The organism is Microbacterium sp. 13-71-7 (genome assembly GCF_002257455.1).
Lineage (GTDB): Bacteria > Actinomycetota > Actinomycetes > Actinomycetales > Microbacteriaceae > Microbacterium.
This window is the reverse complement of sequence record NZ_NCKN01000094.1, coordinates 1-14,315: the sequence shown is the minus strand read 5'-3', so window position 1 is coordinate 14,315 and position 14,315 is coordinate 1. Positions and strand designations below refer to the sequence as shown.

Sequence of the window (14,315 nt, the reverse complement as noted above, 5' to 3'; positions counted from 1 at the left end):
GATCGTGCGCCCGTCGGGATCGCCCGGGCCGTGCGGACGCAGCCGCGCGGGGAGCGGCCAGCCCAGGGTGTAGCGCTGCGTCGGCGGGCGCTGCATGTCGCCGAAGTCGTCGACCTTGACCGTGATCCGGCCTTCTCCCTCCGGCACGACCTCCACGATCTGCACCCGCAACGGCCCCTCGGCCTCGCCTTCGAGGACCCACGGATCCGCGAGCCACCGGATCCCGTGCTTCTCGAGCGCCGCCTCGGCGTCGAGCCAGTCGATCTCGCCGGTGAGCTCTCGGCCGAGCACGTCGACGGCGAGCCAGTCGGCGCCTTCGGGCCGAATCCAGCCCAGGAGCTCGCCGTCCTCACGGCGATGCGGGGTCCAGTCTGCGGGGATCATCCGGCGAGCCTACCCGGGCGGGTCCTGCGCCCGATCCCCGAAAGATGGAAAACGTCGCTCCCCGGGGTCCCCGGAGCAGCGAAATCCATCTTCCCGCTCGGCTCCCCTTCCCCGAAAGATGGAAAACGTCGCTCCCCGGGTCCCCGGAGCAGCGAAATCCGTCTCCGCGGAGCTGCCACTCCGACCTCGCCCGACCTCGCACCGACGCGCGAACGCCCGCCCCGCAGTCGGGACGGGCGTTCGCGTCGGAGACGCTGCGTCACCAGATCGTGACGCGCTCCTCTGGGGCGAGCCACAGCTTGTCCGCCTCTGTCACGTCGAACGCCTCGTAGAAGGCGTCGATGTTGCGCAGGATCTGGTTGCACCGGAACTCGTTGGGCGAGTGCGGGTCGATCGTGAGCAGGCGGATCGTCTCGGCCTCGCGGCTCTTCTGCTGCCACACCTGCGCCCACGACAGCAGCAGACGCTGCACGCCGGTCAGGCCGTCGATGACGGGCGCCTCCGCGCCGCCGAGCGCGATCTCGTAGGCCTTGAGCGCGATGCCGAGGCCGCCCAGGTCGCCGATGTTCTCGCCGATCGTGAGGGCGCCGTTCACGTGGTGCTCCGCGCTCAGGCCCTCCGGCACGAGCGCGTCGTACTGCGCGATGAGCGACTTCGTGCGCTCCTCGAACGCGGCGCGGTCCTCGTCCGTCCACCAGTCCTGCAGCTTGCCATCGCCGTCGTAGCGGCTGCCCTGGTCGTCGAAGCCGTGCCCGATCTCGTGACCGATGACGGATCCGATCCCGCCGTAGTTGGCCGCCGCGTCGCGCCCCGCGTCGAAGAACGGGTACTGCAGGATCGCCGCCGGGAACACGATCTCGTTCATGAGCGGGTTGTAGTAGGCGTTCACCATCTGCGGCGGCATGAACCACTCGTCGCGATCGATGGGCTTGCCCACCTTGCCGATCGTGCGATCGTGCTCGAACTGCGCGGCCCGGCCGGCGTTGCCGATGAGATCGCCCGCATCGACCGTCACGGTCGAGTAGTCGCGCCACACCTTCGGGTGCCCGATCTTGGGCGTGAACGTGTCGAGCTTGGCGAGCGCCTTCTCACGGGTCTCCGGGCTCATCCACTCGAGCGTGGTGATCGACTGCCGGTAGGCCTCGAGCAGGTTGCCGATGAGCTCGCCCATCGCCTGCTCCGCCGCCGGCGGGTAGTGCCGCTCGACGTAGACCTTGCCGACCGCGTCGCCGAGCGCGCCCTCGACGAGCGAGACGCCGCGCTTCCAGCGCTCCCGGATCGTGGGGACGCCGGTGAGCTCGGTGCCGTAGAACGAGAAGTTCTCCTGCACGATGTCATCCGTGAGGTAGGCGGCGAGGCCGTGCACGACCTTGGCGCGCAGCCAGGCCTTCCAGTCGTCCAGACGCTCCGCGGTGAGCAGGGATCCGAGCCCTTCGAAGAAGCTCGGCTGGTAGACGACGGCCTCGGCGAAGGCGTCCGCGCCGGCGGGACCGGCGACCGCGGCGCGCCAGGGGGCGAGGTCGACGCCGACGAGCGTCTGGAACTCGTCCCAGCTCTTCAGGTTGTACGTCTTGACCGCGTCGCGGCTCTCCACGTTGTCCCAGTGGTGGCCCGCGATGTCGTGCTCGAGGGCGAAGGCCCGGTCGGCCTGGCCTGCGGCGTCCGCGACGCCGGCGAGGATCAGGATCCGCTCGAGGTGCACCCGGTAGGCGGCGCGCGTGGCCTCGAAGCTGTCGAGGCGGTAGTAGCTCTCGTCGGGCAGCGAGATGCCCGCCTGCACGACGAACGGCACGTAGCGCTCCGGGTTGCCGGGGTCCGGCTCCACGAACACGCCGATGAGCGCGGCGACGCCCTGCCGGTCGAAGGATCCGACCGTCGCGAGGAACTCGTCGACCGTGGTGACCGCATCGACCGCGGCGAGCGGCTCGGCCAGAGGAGCGGTGCCGAGCGCGGCGATGCGCTCGGTGTCCATGAAGCTCGTGAAGAGGTCGCCGATCTTGCGCGCCTCGGTGCCGGGCTCTGCGCCCTGCGCCTCCTCGATGATCGCGCGGACGTCCTTCTCGGACTGATCGGCGAGGAGGTGGAAGGATCCCCAGCGCGCCTTGTCGGCGGGGATCTCGGTCGTGGAGAGGAACGTGTGGTTCACGTGCCGGTAGAGGTCGTCCTGAGGGCGGATCGCGGGGTCGAAGTCGCCGATGGCGAGGCCGGAGGGAAGAACGTCGGTCATGAGGCCCAGCCTATGCGCCGGGACCGACGGACTCGCCGATCGGGCGCAGGATCCGGAGCGGAAGCCCGGAGCTGCGGCCGATCCCGGCCGCTCAGGACTCCAGGAGCGCCCTGGCCTTGTCGAGCGCGGCCATCTCGCCGTCCATGCTCTTCTGCACCGGCCCGCCCATGAGCAGCTTCTTCAGGCCGCCCAGCTCGACGGACAGCGTGAACGTGACGCGCGTGCCGCGCTCGGTCTCCTCGAAGGCGTAACTGCCGACCGGACGCACCGGGCCCGCGATCGTCGCGAACGCGTACCGGCGCGGCTCCGCGTACTCGGTGATGCGGATGTCGGCGTCGATCGACCGTCCGCCGGGGCCCGCGACCACCTGGTGCACCGTCGTCCCGACGCCGGGGGCGCCCTGCGCCTGCATCTCCTTGACGCCCGCGCGCCAGGTCGGATCCTTGCTCGGATCGGTGAAGAACGCGAAGACGGTCTCGATGGGTGCGGCGATCTCGATCGCGCGGGATGCGGAGGGCATGTGCCCAGTATCGCGCCCCGATCGCACCCGGTACAGGGCCGCGGGAAGGCCATCGGCGAGGGCTGCGGCGCGCCTCGGCCGATCCGGCATGCCGACCGGAGTGTCGACCGGAATATCGACACTGCCGCGAATGCCCGCACAGTCCTAGGATGAGCACAGGAGCGGCGTGTGGGGCGCCGCGGGATGGGGATCCCATGCGCGGCCTGGGGCAGATGCTCGTGCTGACCGGCGCCGCGCGCGCCGATGACATGACCTCCGCGGTCTCGGCGGTCGGCGACGGCGACGCGCTGCCGGAGTACCTCCTCCGGCACGGCGTGGTGAACGAGACGCAGCTGGCCGAGGCGGTGTCGGTCGCGACCGGCACGCCCTATGTGGACCTCTCCGCGTACCCGCTGGATCCTGAGGTCATCTCACTCGTGCCCGGCGTGATGTGCCGGCGCTACCGCCTGCTGCCGCTGCGGCAGTATCGGGACCAGCTGACGGTGGCGATGCTGGATCCGACCGACATCATCGCCCTCGACGACGTCGCCAGCATCACGGACCTGCGCGTGAGCCCCGTCGTGGTCACCGGCGAGGCGCTGAACCAGGCGTTCGAGCGGTTCCTGCGCTCCGACGAGGAGCTCACCGACCTGTCGGAGCAGATCGGCGAGGCGTCGACCTCCGCGCACATCGTGTTCACCGAGCAGCTCGACGATCAGGACGCGGATGCCCCTGTCGTCCGGTTCGTGAACCTGCTCATCACGCAGGCGATCAACGACCGGGCGAGCGACATCCACATCGAGCCGGGCGAGCACAGGCTCACGGTGCGGTTCCGCATCGACGGCGTGCTGCACGAGATGCAGCGCGCGGACCGCAGCATCCAGGACGGCGTCATCTCGCGGTTGAAGATCATGTCATCGATCGACATCGCCGAGAAGCGGGTGCCGCAGGACGGGCGCATCTCGGTGCTGCACGAGGGCCGCAGCGTCGACCTGCGCGTGGCGACCCTGCCGACGGTGTGGGGCGAGAAGATCGTGATGCGCATCCTCGACAACAGCGGACAGGTCATGCTGATGTCGGATCTGCTGTTCTCCGAGCGCAACGAGGAGCGCTTCACGCAGGCGATCTCCCGTCCGCACGGAATGGTGCTGGTGACGGGACCGACCGGATCCGGCAAGTCCACGACGCTCTACACGGCGTTGCGGGCCGTCGCGAACCCGCGCGTGAACGTCATCACGGTCGAGGACCCGGTCGAGTACCGGATCCCCGACATCAATCAGATCCAGGTCAACCCGCGGGCCGGCCTCACGTTCGCGACCGCGCTGCGGTCGATCCTGCGCGCGGATCCGGATGTCGTGCTGGTGGGCGAGATCCGCGATCGCGAGACCGCGGCGATCTCGATCGAGGCGGCGCTGACCGGGCACCTCGTCCTGTCGACGCTGCACACCAACGACGCGCCGAGCGCGCTCACCCGGCTCGTCGAGATCGGCACGGAGCCGTTCCTCGTGGCGACGGCACTGAGCGCGGTGATCGCGCAGCGGCTGGCACGGCGGCTGTGCGTCAAGTGCCGCCAGCCGATCGACGACGACCGCGCGGTGCTCGAGGCCGTCGGCATGCCGGTCGACCTCATCGACGGCGCCACGGTGCACCGCGCCGTGGGCTGCACGGCCTGCTCCAGCACGGGCTACCGCGGCCGGGTCGCGCTGCACGAGGCGATGGAGATCACCGACCGCATCGAGCAGGCGCTCGTCGGGCGCGCGACGGGCGGCGAGCTGCGCGAGATCGCCCTCGAACAGGGGATGATCCCGCTCCGCGACGACGGCTGGGCCAAGGTGGCTCAGGGCATCACGACGATCGAAGAGGTGCTCCGCGTCTCGGTCTAGTGCTGCTTCGCGAGGTCGCCGTACAGCGTGAAGATCGGCAGGTAGAGCGAGATCACCATGCCGCCGATGACCACGCCGAGCCCGACGATCAGGACCGGCTCGATGAGCGACGACAGCTGCTCCGTGGCGGTCTCGACCTCGTCCTCGTAGAAGTCGGCGATGCTGCCGAGCATCTCGGCGAGCGTGCCGGACTCCTCGCCGACGGCGACCATCTGCGACACCATCGCCGGGAACACCTCGGCCGCGGCGAGCGGGGCGGCGAACGAGCGTCCGGCGCGGATCGACTCCTGGATGTCGCGCACGGTCTGCTCGACCTTCCAGTTGTTCGACGCCTGCCCCACGATCGAGAGCGCCTGGATGATCGGCACGCCGGCGTCGAGCATCATCGACAGGTTCCGGGTGAAGCGTGCCACGGCCATCTTCGTCAGCAGCTTGCCGAAGATCGGCAGCTTCAGCAGGAAGGGATCCACCACCTTGCGGTACGCGTCCGTGTACCGGTTGCGCGCCCACCAGATCCACAGCGCGATCAGCAGCACGGCGACCGCCGGCGCGATCCACCTCATGTTCTCCGAGACCGTGACCAGGATCTGCGTCGGCAGCGGAAGGCTGGTGCCGAGTCCGGCGAACATGTTCTTGAACACCGGCACGACGAAGATCAGCATCGATGTGACGCCGAGGATCGCGATGATCAGCACCACGAGCGGGTAGGTCGTGGCTGCGCGGATCTTCGCGTGCAGGTCGGCCTGCTTCTGATACGTCTCGGCGATCGAGGTCAGCGCCTTGCCGAGGAACCCGCCCGCCTCCCCGACGCGGATGATCGACACCATGAGCGGGGGGAACACCTGCGGGTGCCGTCCCATCGCCGCGGACAGGGAGGATCCGGATTCCACGTCGGTCTGGACGATGAGGAGCACCTGCTGCAGCTTCTTGTCGTCGGCCTGCTCGGCCAGCACCGTGAGGGTGCGCAGCAGCGGCAGGCCGGCGTTGATGAGCGCCGCCATCTGGCGGGAGAAGATCGCGAGCGTCTTCGCCGAGACGCCCTTGCGCAGCGACGGCAGCGAGATCTCGCGATGCAGGCCGGTCTTCGCGACCGGCGCGACCCGCAGCGGGGTGAGGCCCTGCGCGCGGAGCTTGGCCGCGACCGCGCTGTCGCTCGCCGCGTCCATCGTGCCCTTGACGGTCTGCGCACCGGCGGCGTCGAGCGCCTGGTACTCGTACTCCTGCACCCCGGCCATCAGGATCCCCATTCCTCGAGCTGCCGTCCGGCGGCGAACGTCGACCACGACTCGGCGTCCAGATCCGCGGGCTTCACGTGCACGCCGTCGATCGACTTCGGATCCACCGCGAAGGTGCGCGCGACGTGCGCGGCGATCACCCCGTCTCCGACGAGGCGGCGCAGGTCCTGGTCGAGCGTGTGCATGCCCACCGACTGGCTCGACTGCATCGTCGAGTACAGCTGCGACACCTGGCCCTCGCGGATCAGGTTCGCGACCGCCGGGGTGTTGATCAGCACCTCCGTCGCGATCGTGCGACCCACCGTCTGCGCGCGCGGGAGCAGCGCCTGGCTGATGATGCCCTGCAGCGTGTCGCCGAGCTGCGTGCGGATCTGGTGCTGCTGGTCGGCGGGGAACACGTCCACGATGCGGTTGACGGACTTCGCCGCGCCCTGGGTGTGCAGCGTGGAGAGCACGAGATGTCCGGTCTCGGCCGCGGACAGCGCGGTCGAGATCGACTCCGGGTCGCGCAGCTCGCCGACGAGGATCACGTCGGGGTCCTGCCGCAGCACGCGTCGCAGCGCCTCGGCGAAGGAGGCGGTGTCGGATCCGACCTCGCGCTGATGGATGAGGGCGCGCCGGCTGGTGTGGTGGAACTCGATCGGATCCTCGATCGTCACGACGTGCACGGGACGGGTCGCGTTGATGATGTCGACCATGGCCGTCAGCGTCGTCGACTTCCCGGATCCGGTCGGACCGGTCAGCAGCACGAGCCCCCGGGGGCGCAGGGCCAGGTCGTACGCGATCGCCGGGGCGCCGAGCTCCTCCAGGCTGAACACGCGGTCGGGGATGAAGCGCAGCGCCATCGCGATCTCGCCGAGCTGACGGAACACGTTCACGCGGAAGCGCCCGATCTCGTCCACGGCATGCGCCAGGTCGACCTCGTGGTGCGTGGCGAACTCCTCCCGCTGCGCCGGCGTCATGAGGTCGTACGCGGCCTGCTCGACCCAGTCCGCGCTGAGCGCCTGCTCATGCCGCGGCACGGGCACGAGGTCGCCGTCGACGCGCATGAGCGGCGCGGCCCCGGCGGTCACGTGCACATCGCTCGCCCCGGCGCGGGCGCCGATCGCGAGGATGCGCGTGAGCTCCGCGGCGCTCATTTCGAGGCTCCTGGGGCGTCGGTCAGGAACGCCAGAAGGTCGACGTGGATCTCGAGTCCGATGCTGCCGGGCGTGAGAGTCGCCTTGTTCACCGCGAGCAGTCGGGAGGAACTGCGCAGGCCGTCGAGGAACGCCTGCGCCGCTGCCGCATCCGGAACGCTCGCGATCACCGCGACCGGGATCTGCTGCCGCGTCGCCGCGACACTCCCGGCGGCGGGGGCAGAGGCGCTCGTTCCGCCCTGGGCGGTCGTGCCGGACCCGGCCTGGGAGGTCTTGGCCGCGTTGACGTCGGCCTGGGTCGCAACGTTCTTCGCATCGCCGACCGGACCCGACGCCGTCGGCTGAGGTGTGGGCTGAGGAGCCACCTGCGCAGCCTTCTGCTGCGCGGCCGCGTCGGGACCGGCGGGCACCGGAGCGCTGCGCGGAGCGAACGCGGCCAGCTCGCCGCGGGTGGCGCTGGTGAGCGTGACCCCCGCCGCCTGTGCCGAGGTCGCGATGATGTCGAACACCTGGTCGAGCTCCGGAGAGGCGGGGATCTGCTTCTGCAGCGCCTCGACCGAGGCGTCGATCTCGCTCTTGCGCTGCTTCTGCTTCTTCAGCTCGTCGATCTGCGCCTGGTACGCGGTGTTCGTGGAAACCACCTGGTTCGTGCTGCCCAGAGCGCTGAACGACTGCCCGACCAGCGGCAGAACGCCGAACACGACGGCGAGCGCCACGATGGCGATCGAGACGACGGCCCCGATCAGGGTGATGAGCTGCTTGGTCACTTCGTGGCCTCCTTCGCGAACCGGCCGGAGTACACCGTCTGGTTGAAGGTGATATCGATGGTGTACGTGTAGCGGCCGGGACTCTGCTGGCTGGCGATGTTCGCGTTGCCGTCTGCGGCGAGCACCCCGTCGACCCCCCGCAACGTGCGCGACAGGGCGCCGAGGTCGATGGCGTTCGGGCTGTCGACGGTCAGCGTGCCAGTGAGCCCCACCGCCTTCTTCGCCGCGTCCTTGTCCGTGGCCGCAGGATCCGGTACGGCTCCCGGGGTGAGGTCGAAGCCGACGACAGAGGTTTCCGGTGGAAGAGCGCCGCGCACCCGGTCCAGGACGCCGCTCCAGACGAGGTCGGATCCCATCGCCTCGCCGCGGAACGCGTTCAGCTCGCTCTGCGCCTCCAGCGCGCTTGACACGTCACGCATCCGGCCGATCTGGCCGAGCAGCTGCGTCGAGCGGGCCTGCTCGGCGACGAGTTGCTGCTGCGAGAACTGATTCCAGGCGAACGCGGCACCGATCAGCAGAACGGCGAGCAGCACAGCCAGCAGGCCGATGCGCACCCACAGCGCAGACAGCTTCTCCCTCTCCCGCCGTTCGACCTCCGAGCGGGGAAGCAGATCGACCCTGGGCGAACCACCCGGGGCTGCAACGACCACGTGTGCCATCAGCGGTCCTTTCCGAGGGCGAGCCCGGCCGTGCTCACGAGATCGAGCGCCAGATCGCCGGTGGGGTCGACGCCGCGCGCCGGCAGCAGGTTCTGCAAGCCGATTGTGCGCACCGGCATCTCCAGGTCGTCGGTGAGACCCGTCGCGACTCCGTCGACGGCCGATCCCGCGCCGCACAGCAGGACCTGCTCGATCGGCGCGGAACTCGGCCTGTTCAGGTAGAACGCGAGGGTGCTCCGCATCCGTCCGATGACATCCGTGACGGGGCGCAGTGCGACGTCCACGCGGAGCGAACCCCGTGCCACGATCCCCGCGGTTCCCGTGAGGTCGTCGGTGAACGCCCGTGTCGGGTCGACGGCACCGTCCGTCACGAAGGTGCCGTCCCCGATACCGTCGGGTGCGAGCATCTGCGCCGTTCGACGCCGCACGGCACCGGTCTCGAGGTCGACCGGAGTGATCCGGACGAATTCCGGGACCCCGTCGCGCAGGATCACGATCTGCGTGGTGTGGTCACCGACATGGATCACGGCAGTCGTACCGGTCGGGGCGACGAGAGCTGCGGCGCGAGCGAGGCCGAAGGCGGCGAGGTCGACGCCGTCGACGCGGATCTTCGCCCTGGCGAAGGAGGCGATCATCGACTCGATCGTCTCGGAGACGGCGGCGACGAGCAGTCCGTGCAGCTGGTCACCCTGCTGCGAAGTCGGGTAGTAGTCGAGCACCGCCTGCGCGACCGGGACGGGGAGCAGATCCTGCACCTGGAACGGCAGCGCCTGGCGCAGCAGCTCCGGCGCCATGGCGGTCGTCGTATGCTCCCGCACCAGCACCCGCCGGCTGGCGATGCCGAGCGTGGCGGACCTCGCGTGGATCTTCGCCGTGCTCCAGAGCTCCCGGATCGCGACCGCGACGGCACCCTGATCGAGTACCTCCGAATCGTGGGCGGCATCGGGCGGCAGCGCGACCTCGCCGAAGGCGATCACCTGCGGCTGGCGATCGGTGCTCACCTCGACCGCGCGGACGCTCTCCTCGGTGATCTCCACACCGACGTGACTCTTCGCCATGATCTCCCCCGCCCTCTTCTCAGTTCCTGTTCATCCGCGTCATCGGATCCCGAACAGCCCGACGTACCAGCGTCCGAGTGGCTCGCCCAGCGCGATCCCGAACCACGCTCCCGCGAGCATCCACGGGCCGAACGGGATCGCCGACGTGCGCCGAGCTCTTCTGAGCAGCAGGAGCACGATGCTGAACACGCCGCCGAAGAGGAACGCCGCGAAGGCTCCGACGACGAGGGCTCCCCACCCGCACCATCCGAGGTAAAGCCCCACGAGAGCCGCGAGCTTGATGTCGCCGCCTCCCATCCCGCGCGGGCTGATCAGCCGAACGAGGAAATAGAAGGCGTAGAGGATCGCCCCGCCGGCGAGCGCCCGCAACAGCGTCGCCCACCCGATCGCAGAGCCCTGTGCTGCGCCCGCCGCCGCGGCGGCGGCCAGCAGCACGATCCCCACCGCGATGCTCGGCAGCACGATCGCGTTCGGCAGGCGCTGGGTGTCGAGGTCGATGAGCGTGAGCACGATCGAGATGGCGGCGAAGTACAGGAAGGCGAGCAGCACGATCCATACCTCGGGGCCGCTCGACCATGTGATGACGGTGTCGTCGAGTGAGAACGGTGCGCCTCCGCCCCCGGCGACCACCTGCGGAAGTCCGATCGCCGGATCCCCGACACCCCCGGAGACCCCGCTCTGCAGCAGGATCCACCACGTCACCGTGACGAACGCCGCTCCGGCGATCGCCTCGACCAGCGGATACCGCGCGCTGATCGGGCTGGCGCACGACGCGCACCGGCCGCGGAGCGCCACCCACGACAGCACGGGCACGTTCTGCCACCATCGGATTCCCGCACCGCAACCGGGGCACCGACTCTCCCGCATCAGCGAGATCCCCGCCGGCACACGGTACGCGACCACGTTCAGGAACGAGCCGATGACGACCCCGAAGAGGCCCGCGAAGACGAGGACGAAGGCGATCATCAGATCTCCTTCTGTGTGTTCAGCGACGGCGGCAGGACGATGGTGCTCGTGGGCCCGGGATCCGCCGCCGAGGCAGCGACCTTGCAGCCGAGATCGATCACGGGGCTCCACGACATCGTGGTGCAGGTGAAGTCGGGGTGCACCCAGTGCGCGCTGCCATCGTTGTTCGCGTAGAACTGCCCCTTGAAGACCAAGCCGTTCTGCGAGCTGTTGTTGAGTCCGCACGGCGTATAGAACATGAGCCGCGCCTGCACGGTGGACGGGAGCGTCAGCGCATCGCTCGCGGAACCCGACGCGCAGGTCGGGGCAGTGTCGTTCAGGTTCCCGTCGGCGTGGATGAAGAAGAGCTGGGGTGCGTTGGAGAGGTCCGCAGCAGCGCCCGACGTCAAGGAGCCTGTTACGTTGACCGTCATCTGCGATCCCGGCGGGACCAGGAAAACGGCATCGCTGGACAGTGCGGTCGCCGCGATCTTGACGGTCACCGGTCCGGTGCAAGCGCTGTAGTCGATCCCGAGGCGCGTGTTCGGCGCCGTCAGTCCGGCTTGGAGCATTCCGCTGACGTCCTGACCACCGCACGGACCGACCTGCCACTGGATGTTCGACCCCCACGCCGAACGAACGGTCCCCAGGTTGCGCCATTGGGTCATCGTGGTCACGGTCGCAAGACTGGGAGTAGTCCGATCCGTTCCCGGGGTCGCGGCGGGTGTGCCGCAGAGGCCGGCGTTAGCCGCCGGATTGGGGCTCGTCGCGCAGTTCTGCACCGAGCTCCCCGGCCGCCCGACGGGCTTGCCCAGGGTCGCTGCACGCCCTGTCACATACGCACCGAGAATCGTCGGCTTGTTTCCGAGCGTGAACGTTCCGTCTGCATAGACGTTCCCCGACGTGGGATCGGAGGCTGTCCCGAGGGCGAAGCTGTTTGCCGTGAGGTTCACGTTCCCGGCGGTGATCAGGTTTCCCTTCACCGTCGCGCCGTTTCCGCCGGTCGCTGTGATGTCGCCGAGCGCGTAAACGCTTCCATTGATCGTGCAATCCGCGCTCAGGTCGACCGTGCCGTTCGGCACCCACAGGTCACCGTTGATCGTGGAGTGGGAATTGCAGGCGTACGGACCGTTGCGGATCACCAGATCACCCGTGTAATTCGACTGCGTCGCGAGGAACGACCCGTCGAAGTACGACATCGTGCCCCCCGGTGAGGGCGGGATGGTGACGGGACGGTTGTAGACGGCCTCGATCGTCGTATGAGACCCATCAGCGCCCCTGCCGCTCGCAACGATCTTGATCGTCGCATTCTTGTCGGCGCTCAGGCAGGCGTCGGTGAGGTGCCCCTCGTCGGGTCCGACCGTTGCACTCACCGAGTAGTAGAACGGCGAGGAGGTCGCATCGGGAATCGAGAGCGTGCAGTGGTTCGCGACGATCGCCGCGAGCATGGCATCACGCCCGGACTCGGCCGCGACGAATGCCTGGGTCGTGCTCTTGTTCTTCGCATTCGACTGGATGACGAACAGCACGGAGGCGGCGACGACGAAGGCCGCGATGACTCCGACGATCATGACGATGAGCACGGCGACCAGTGCCGCCCCGCGATCCTCGGGATCGTGGTGACCGGCGTTCCGGAGTCGAAGGTTCACCAGCATGGCGACAACGTCCCTACACCCGTGTTCCGCATGAAGACCTTGCCGGTGAAACGCACCGGTGCGGCGGCGATGGATCCGTCGGTCGCCCTGCTGACGGAATCGAACGCGTAGGTCACGGTGCCTCCGTTCGAGGAGAAGAAGGGTGATCCGCTGATCGGGGCGATATCGCTCTGCCAGGTCGGCCAGCCCGAAGGCGCTGCCGGCGCGGACGTCACGGTCATGTGTGCCCCGTCGGAGGCGAGCGAGAACGCCTGGCACTGATGACCACCCGTGAACGAGCTGTTCACTCGCAGCGTGGACCCGTCCGCGGAGACGTCGAAGGCGATCGCATTCCGCATGGCGCGCTCGATCTCAGAAGCGACGAGCTGTCCGCGCGACGTCGCCTGGGTCTGCAGGCGCACCGCTTCCTGCGCGCGCCATGTGTTCCCGAAGATCGTGCCCATCACGAGCCCGAGGATCCCGAGGATGACGATGACGATGATCAGCTCGATGAGCGAGAGTCCTTCATCCGCGCTCTTCTTCATGATGGTCATGGCAGCGTCACCGCCGCGGGCGGGATCATCACGAGTGCGTCAGTCGTCACCAGCGTGGTTCCGCTCTGCGCCGCGGTGACATGCAATGAGACCGCGACACCCGCCGAGCATGAACCGATGTCGGCCTGCGTCGTGAAAGTGCCTCCACGACCGTCAGTGAACGTTCGCGGCGTCGCGGACGTGCCGAGAATCGTCGGCATCGAGGAACACGCCGGGCTCTGCCGCACCTGATCGATGAGGGAGTTCACCTGTCGGGTCGCGGTCGCGACCGTGGATTGCCGAGCGGAGTAGCCGAGTCCGTTGACGAGCGCGGGCAGGATCGCGATCGCGATGAGCCCGAGCAGGAACATCGCGATCACGACCTCGACCAGGCCGAAGCCTTCTTCGGCGCGCGCGCGAATCGGCATGGCAGACCTCCAGAACGATTGCGGTTGCGGGGACCCGCCCATCGGAGACCGGGCCCCCGCGTTGGCCGGAAGGCGGGCTAGCAGCCCGGTCCGGCTTTTCCGGTGACACCGCCGGTCGTGGATCCGGCAGCGGCAGCGGACACGCAGAATCCGTCCAGCGTGAGGGGCCCGGCGACGGTGACCGTCGAGTTCCCGGACGAGTTGTACACGGTCGCCGGCACCGCACCGGGGGCGGTGATGGTCGGCGTCGTCTTCGCCAGGTCTGCCGCAACCGCGGACGCAGCGCTCGCCGCGATCGACTTCAGCGAATTGTCCTTGGCCTGCTGTTGAATACCGGCGAAGATCGGGATCGCGATCGCGACCAGGATCCCCAGGATCACCACGACGATGATCAACTCGATCAGTGAGAACCCGGCTTCTTCACCGTTCTCACGTGCTTCTTTCTTCGCCTCGAGGGCGCGACGAATAGCGAGCATTGCTTGTCCCCATTTCAGAGAGTCGTTTCGGGTAAAAACGCACTCTGCGAACCGACGCATCCCTGCGCCCATCAACCAATGCCGGGTTGTCCCGGTCCCCAGATTCGGACTCGAGCTGTCCCAGAGCTCTCATCCTGGGTTCAGGATGGACCTGTCGTCGTTTCTGCGCAAGAGGAAAACCGAAACCGCTATTTCGGGATACCAAGCAGAGTCGGCCGAGACCATGGGGACGAGAAGCACGCGCCGTCTCGAACCCCGCCGACCGTTCAGGATCCGGGCGTCACCGGCAGCAGCACCTTCAGGCAGAAGCCGTCGTCGGTGTGCTCCGCGAAGACGTCTCCGCCGTGCGCCCTGGCGAGGCCGCGGGCGATCGCGAGGCCCAGGCCGGCCCCCGACGCCACGGTGTCCGGCGCGGCGCCGCCGGTGCGCGACGGATCCGAGCGCCAGC

At 68.7% G+C, this 14,315-nt stretch carries 14 protein-coding genes and 1 pseudogene; 1 reads left to right on the top strand and 14 read right to left on the bottom strand.

The window, feature by feature from the left end; all coding sequences use genetic code 11:
- From B7X32_RS10690 to B7X32_RS10680, 3 genes are all read right to left on the bottom strand, one after another.
- A partial coding sequence (locus B7X32_RS10690) for a hypothetical protein (RefSeq protein WP_292719312.1) occupies positions 1-384 on the bottom strand: 384 nt, incomplete at its 3' end.
- Positions 385-643: 259 nt separating this feature from the next.
- Positions 644-2,611: a M13-type metalloendopeptidase gene (locus tag B7X32_RS10685; RefSeq protein ID WP_292719310.1), complete on the bottom strand. Its 1,968-nt coding sequence runs from the start codon at positions 2,609-2,611 to the stop codon at positions 644-646.
- A gap of 91 nt (positions 2,612-2,702) precedes the next feature.
- The gene (locus B7X32_RS10680; protein WP_292719308.1) at positions 2,703-3,131 is read right to left on the bottom strand and encodes an SRPBCC family protein; all 429 of its coding nucleotides are present in this window, start codon (positions 3,129-3,131) and stop codon (positions 2,703-2,705) included.
- Positions 3,132-3,325: 194 nt separating this feature from the next.
- Between B7X32_RS10680 and B7X32_RS10675 the strand changes: the two genes are divergently transcribed.
- Entirely contained in the window at positions 3,326-4,993 is a 1,668-nt protein-coding gene (locus tag B7X32_RS10675) for an ATPase, T2SS/T4P/T4SS family (protein ID WP_292719306.1), read from the top strand.
- Here B7X32_RS10675 and B7X32_RS10670 read toward each other — a convergent pair.
- The 11 genes and pseudogenes from B7X32_RS10670 to B7X32_RS10620 form a co-directional block, all read right to left on the bottom strand.
- A complete protein-coding gene (locus B7X32_RS10670) occupies positions 4,990-6,228 on the bottom strand; it encodes a type II secretion system F family protein (protein ID WP_292719304.1) in 1,239 nt (412 codons plus the stop codon). The two genes, B7X32_RS10675 and B7X32_RS10670, sit on opposite strands and share 4 nt — an antisense overlap.
- Positions 6,228-7,367 (bottom strand): type IV pilus twitching motility protein PilT, encoded by a 1,140-nt coding sequence (locus B7X32_RS10665; RefSeq protein WP_292719302.1) that lies wholly within the window; start codon positions 7,365-7,367, stop codon positions 6,228-6,230. The genes B7X32_RS10670 and B7X32_RS10665 overlap by 1 nt, the downstream gene beginning before the upstream one ends.
- Entirely contained in the window at positions 7,364-8,134 is a 771-nt protein-coding gene (locus tag B7X32_RS10660; RefSeq protein ID WP_292719300.1) for a hypothetical protein, read from the bottom strand. Before B7X32_RS10660 ends, B7X32_RS10665 begins: the two co-directional genes overlap by 4 nt.
- Entirely contained in the window at positions 8,131-8,793 is a 663-nt protein-coding gene (locus tag B7X32_RS10655) for a hypothetical protein (RefSeq protein WP_292719298.1), read from the bottom strand. The genes B7X32_RS10660 and B7X32_RS10655 overlap by 4 nt, the downstream gene beginning before the upstream one ends.
- The gene (pilM, locus tag B7X32_RS10650; protein WP_292719296.1) at positions 8,793-9,851 is read right to left on the bottom strand and encodes a pilus assembly protein PilM; all 1,059 of its coding nucleotides are present in this window, start codon (positions 9,849-9,851) and stop codon (positions 8,793-8,795) included. Before pilM ends, B7X32_RS10655 begins: the two co-directional genes overlap by 1 nt.
- Positions 9,852-9,890: 39 nt before the next feature.
- On the bottom strand, positions 9,891-10,817 hold the full coding sequence (locus tag B7X32_RS10645; protein ID WP_292719294.1) for an A24 family peptidase: 927 nt from the start codon (positions 10,815-10,817) through the stop codon (positions 9,891-9,893).
- On the bottom strand, positions 10,817-12,325 hold the full coding sequence (locus B7X32_RS10640; protein ID WP_292719292.1) for a hypothetical protein: 1,509 nt from the start codon (positions 12,323-12,325) through the stop codon (positions 10,817-10,819). Before B7X32_RS10640 ends, B7X32_RS10645 begins: the two co-directional genes overlap by 1 nt.
- A gap of 116 nt (positions 12,326-12,441) precedes the next feature.
- Positions 12,442-12,984, bottom strand: a complete 543-nt coding sequence (locus B7X32_RS10635) for a prepilin-type N-terminal cleavage/methylation domain-containing protein (RefSeq protein WP_292719290.1) — start codon at positions 12,982-12,984, stop codon at positions 12,442-12,444.
- Positions 12,981-13,391 carry a type II secretion system protein gene (locus tag B7X32_RS10630; protein WP_292719288.1) on the bottom strand — a complete coding sequence of 137 codons (411 nt, stop codon included), beginning with the start codon at positions 13,389-13,391 and terminating at the stop codon, positions 12,981-12,983. Before B7X32_RS10630 ends, B7X32_RS10635 begins: the two co-directional genes overlap by 4 nt.
- 77 nt (positions 13,392-13,468) lie before the next feature.
- Complete coding sequence (locus tag B7X32_RS10625) at positions 13,469-13,939, bottom strand: type II secretion system protein (protein ID WP_292719286.1); 471 nt, start codon at positions 13,937-13,939, stop codon at positions 13,469-13,471.
- A gap of 194 nt (positions 13,940-14,133) precedes the next feature.
- A pseudogene (locus B7X32_RS10620) lies at positions 14,134-14,315 on the bottom strand (two-component sensor histidine kinase); the annotation flags it as partial.

Excerpts from the sequence above, each read along its gene's own strand:
- B7X32_RS10685 (WP_292719310.1), bottom strand. The coding sequence starts at position 2,611 with ATGACCGACGTTCTTCCCTCCGGCCTCGCCATCGGCGACTTCGACCCC.
- B7X32_RS10680 (WP_292719308.1), bottom strand. The coding sequence starts at position 3,131 with ATGCCCTCCGCATCCCGCGCGATCGAGATCGCCGCACCCATCGAGACC.
- B7X32_RS10675 (WP_292719306.1), top strand. The coding sequence starts at position 3,326 with ATGCGCGGCCTGGGGCAGATGCTCGTGCTGACCGGCGCCGCGCGCGCC.
- B7X32_RS10670 (WP_292719304.1), bottom strand. The coding sequence starts at position 6,228 with ATGGCCGGGGTGCAGGAGTACGAGTACCAGGCGCTCGACGCCGCCGGT.
- B7X32_RS10665 (WP_292719302.1), bottom strand. The coding sequence starts at position 7,367 with ATGAGCGCCGCGGAGCTCACGCGCATCCTCGCGATCGGCGCCCGCGCC.
- B7X32_RS10655 (WP_292719298.1), bottom strand. The coding sequence starts at position 8,793 with ATGGCACACGTGGTCGTTGCAGCCCCGGGTGGTTCGCCCAGGGTCGAT.
- pilM (WP_292719296.1), bottom strand. The coding sequence starts at position 9,851 with ATGGCGAAGAGTCACGTCGGTGTGGAGATCACCGAGGAGAGCGTCCGC.
- B7X32_RS10645 (WP_292719294.1), bottom strand. The coding sequence starts at position 10,817 with ATGATCGCCTTCGTCCTCGTCTTCGCGGGCCTCTTCGGGGTCGTCATC.
- B7X32_RS10635 (WP_292719290.1), bottom strand. The coding sequence starts at position 12,984 with ATGACCATCATGAAGAAGAGCGCGGATGAAGGACTCTCGCTCATCGAG.
- B7X32_RS10630 (WP_292719288.1), bottom strand. The coding sequence starts at position 13,391 with ATGCCGATTCGCGCGCGCGCCGAAGAAGGCTTCGGCCTGGTCGAGGTC.
- B7X32_RS10625 (WP_292719286.1), bottom strand. The coding sequence starts at position 13,939 with ATGGGCGCAGGGATGCGTCGGTTCGCAGAGTGCGTTTTTACCCGAAAC.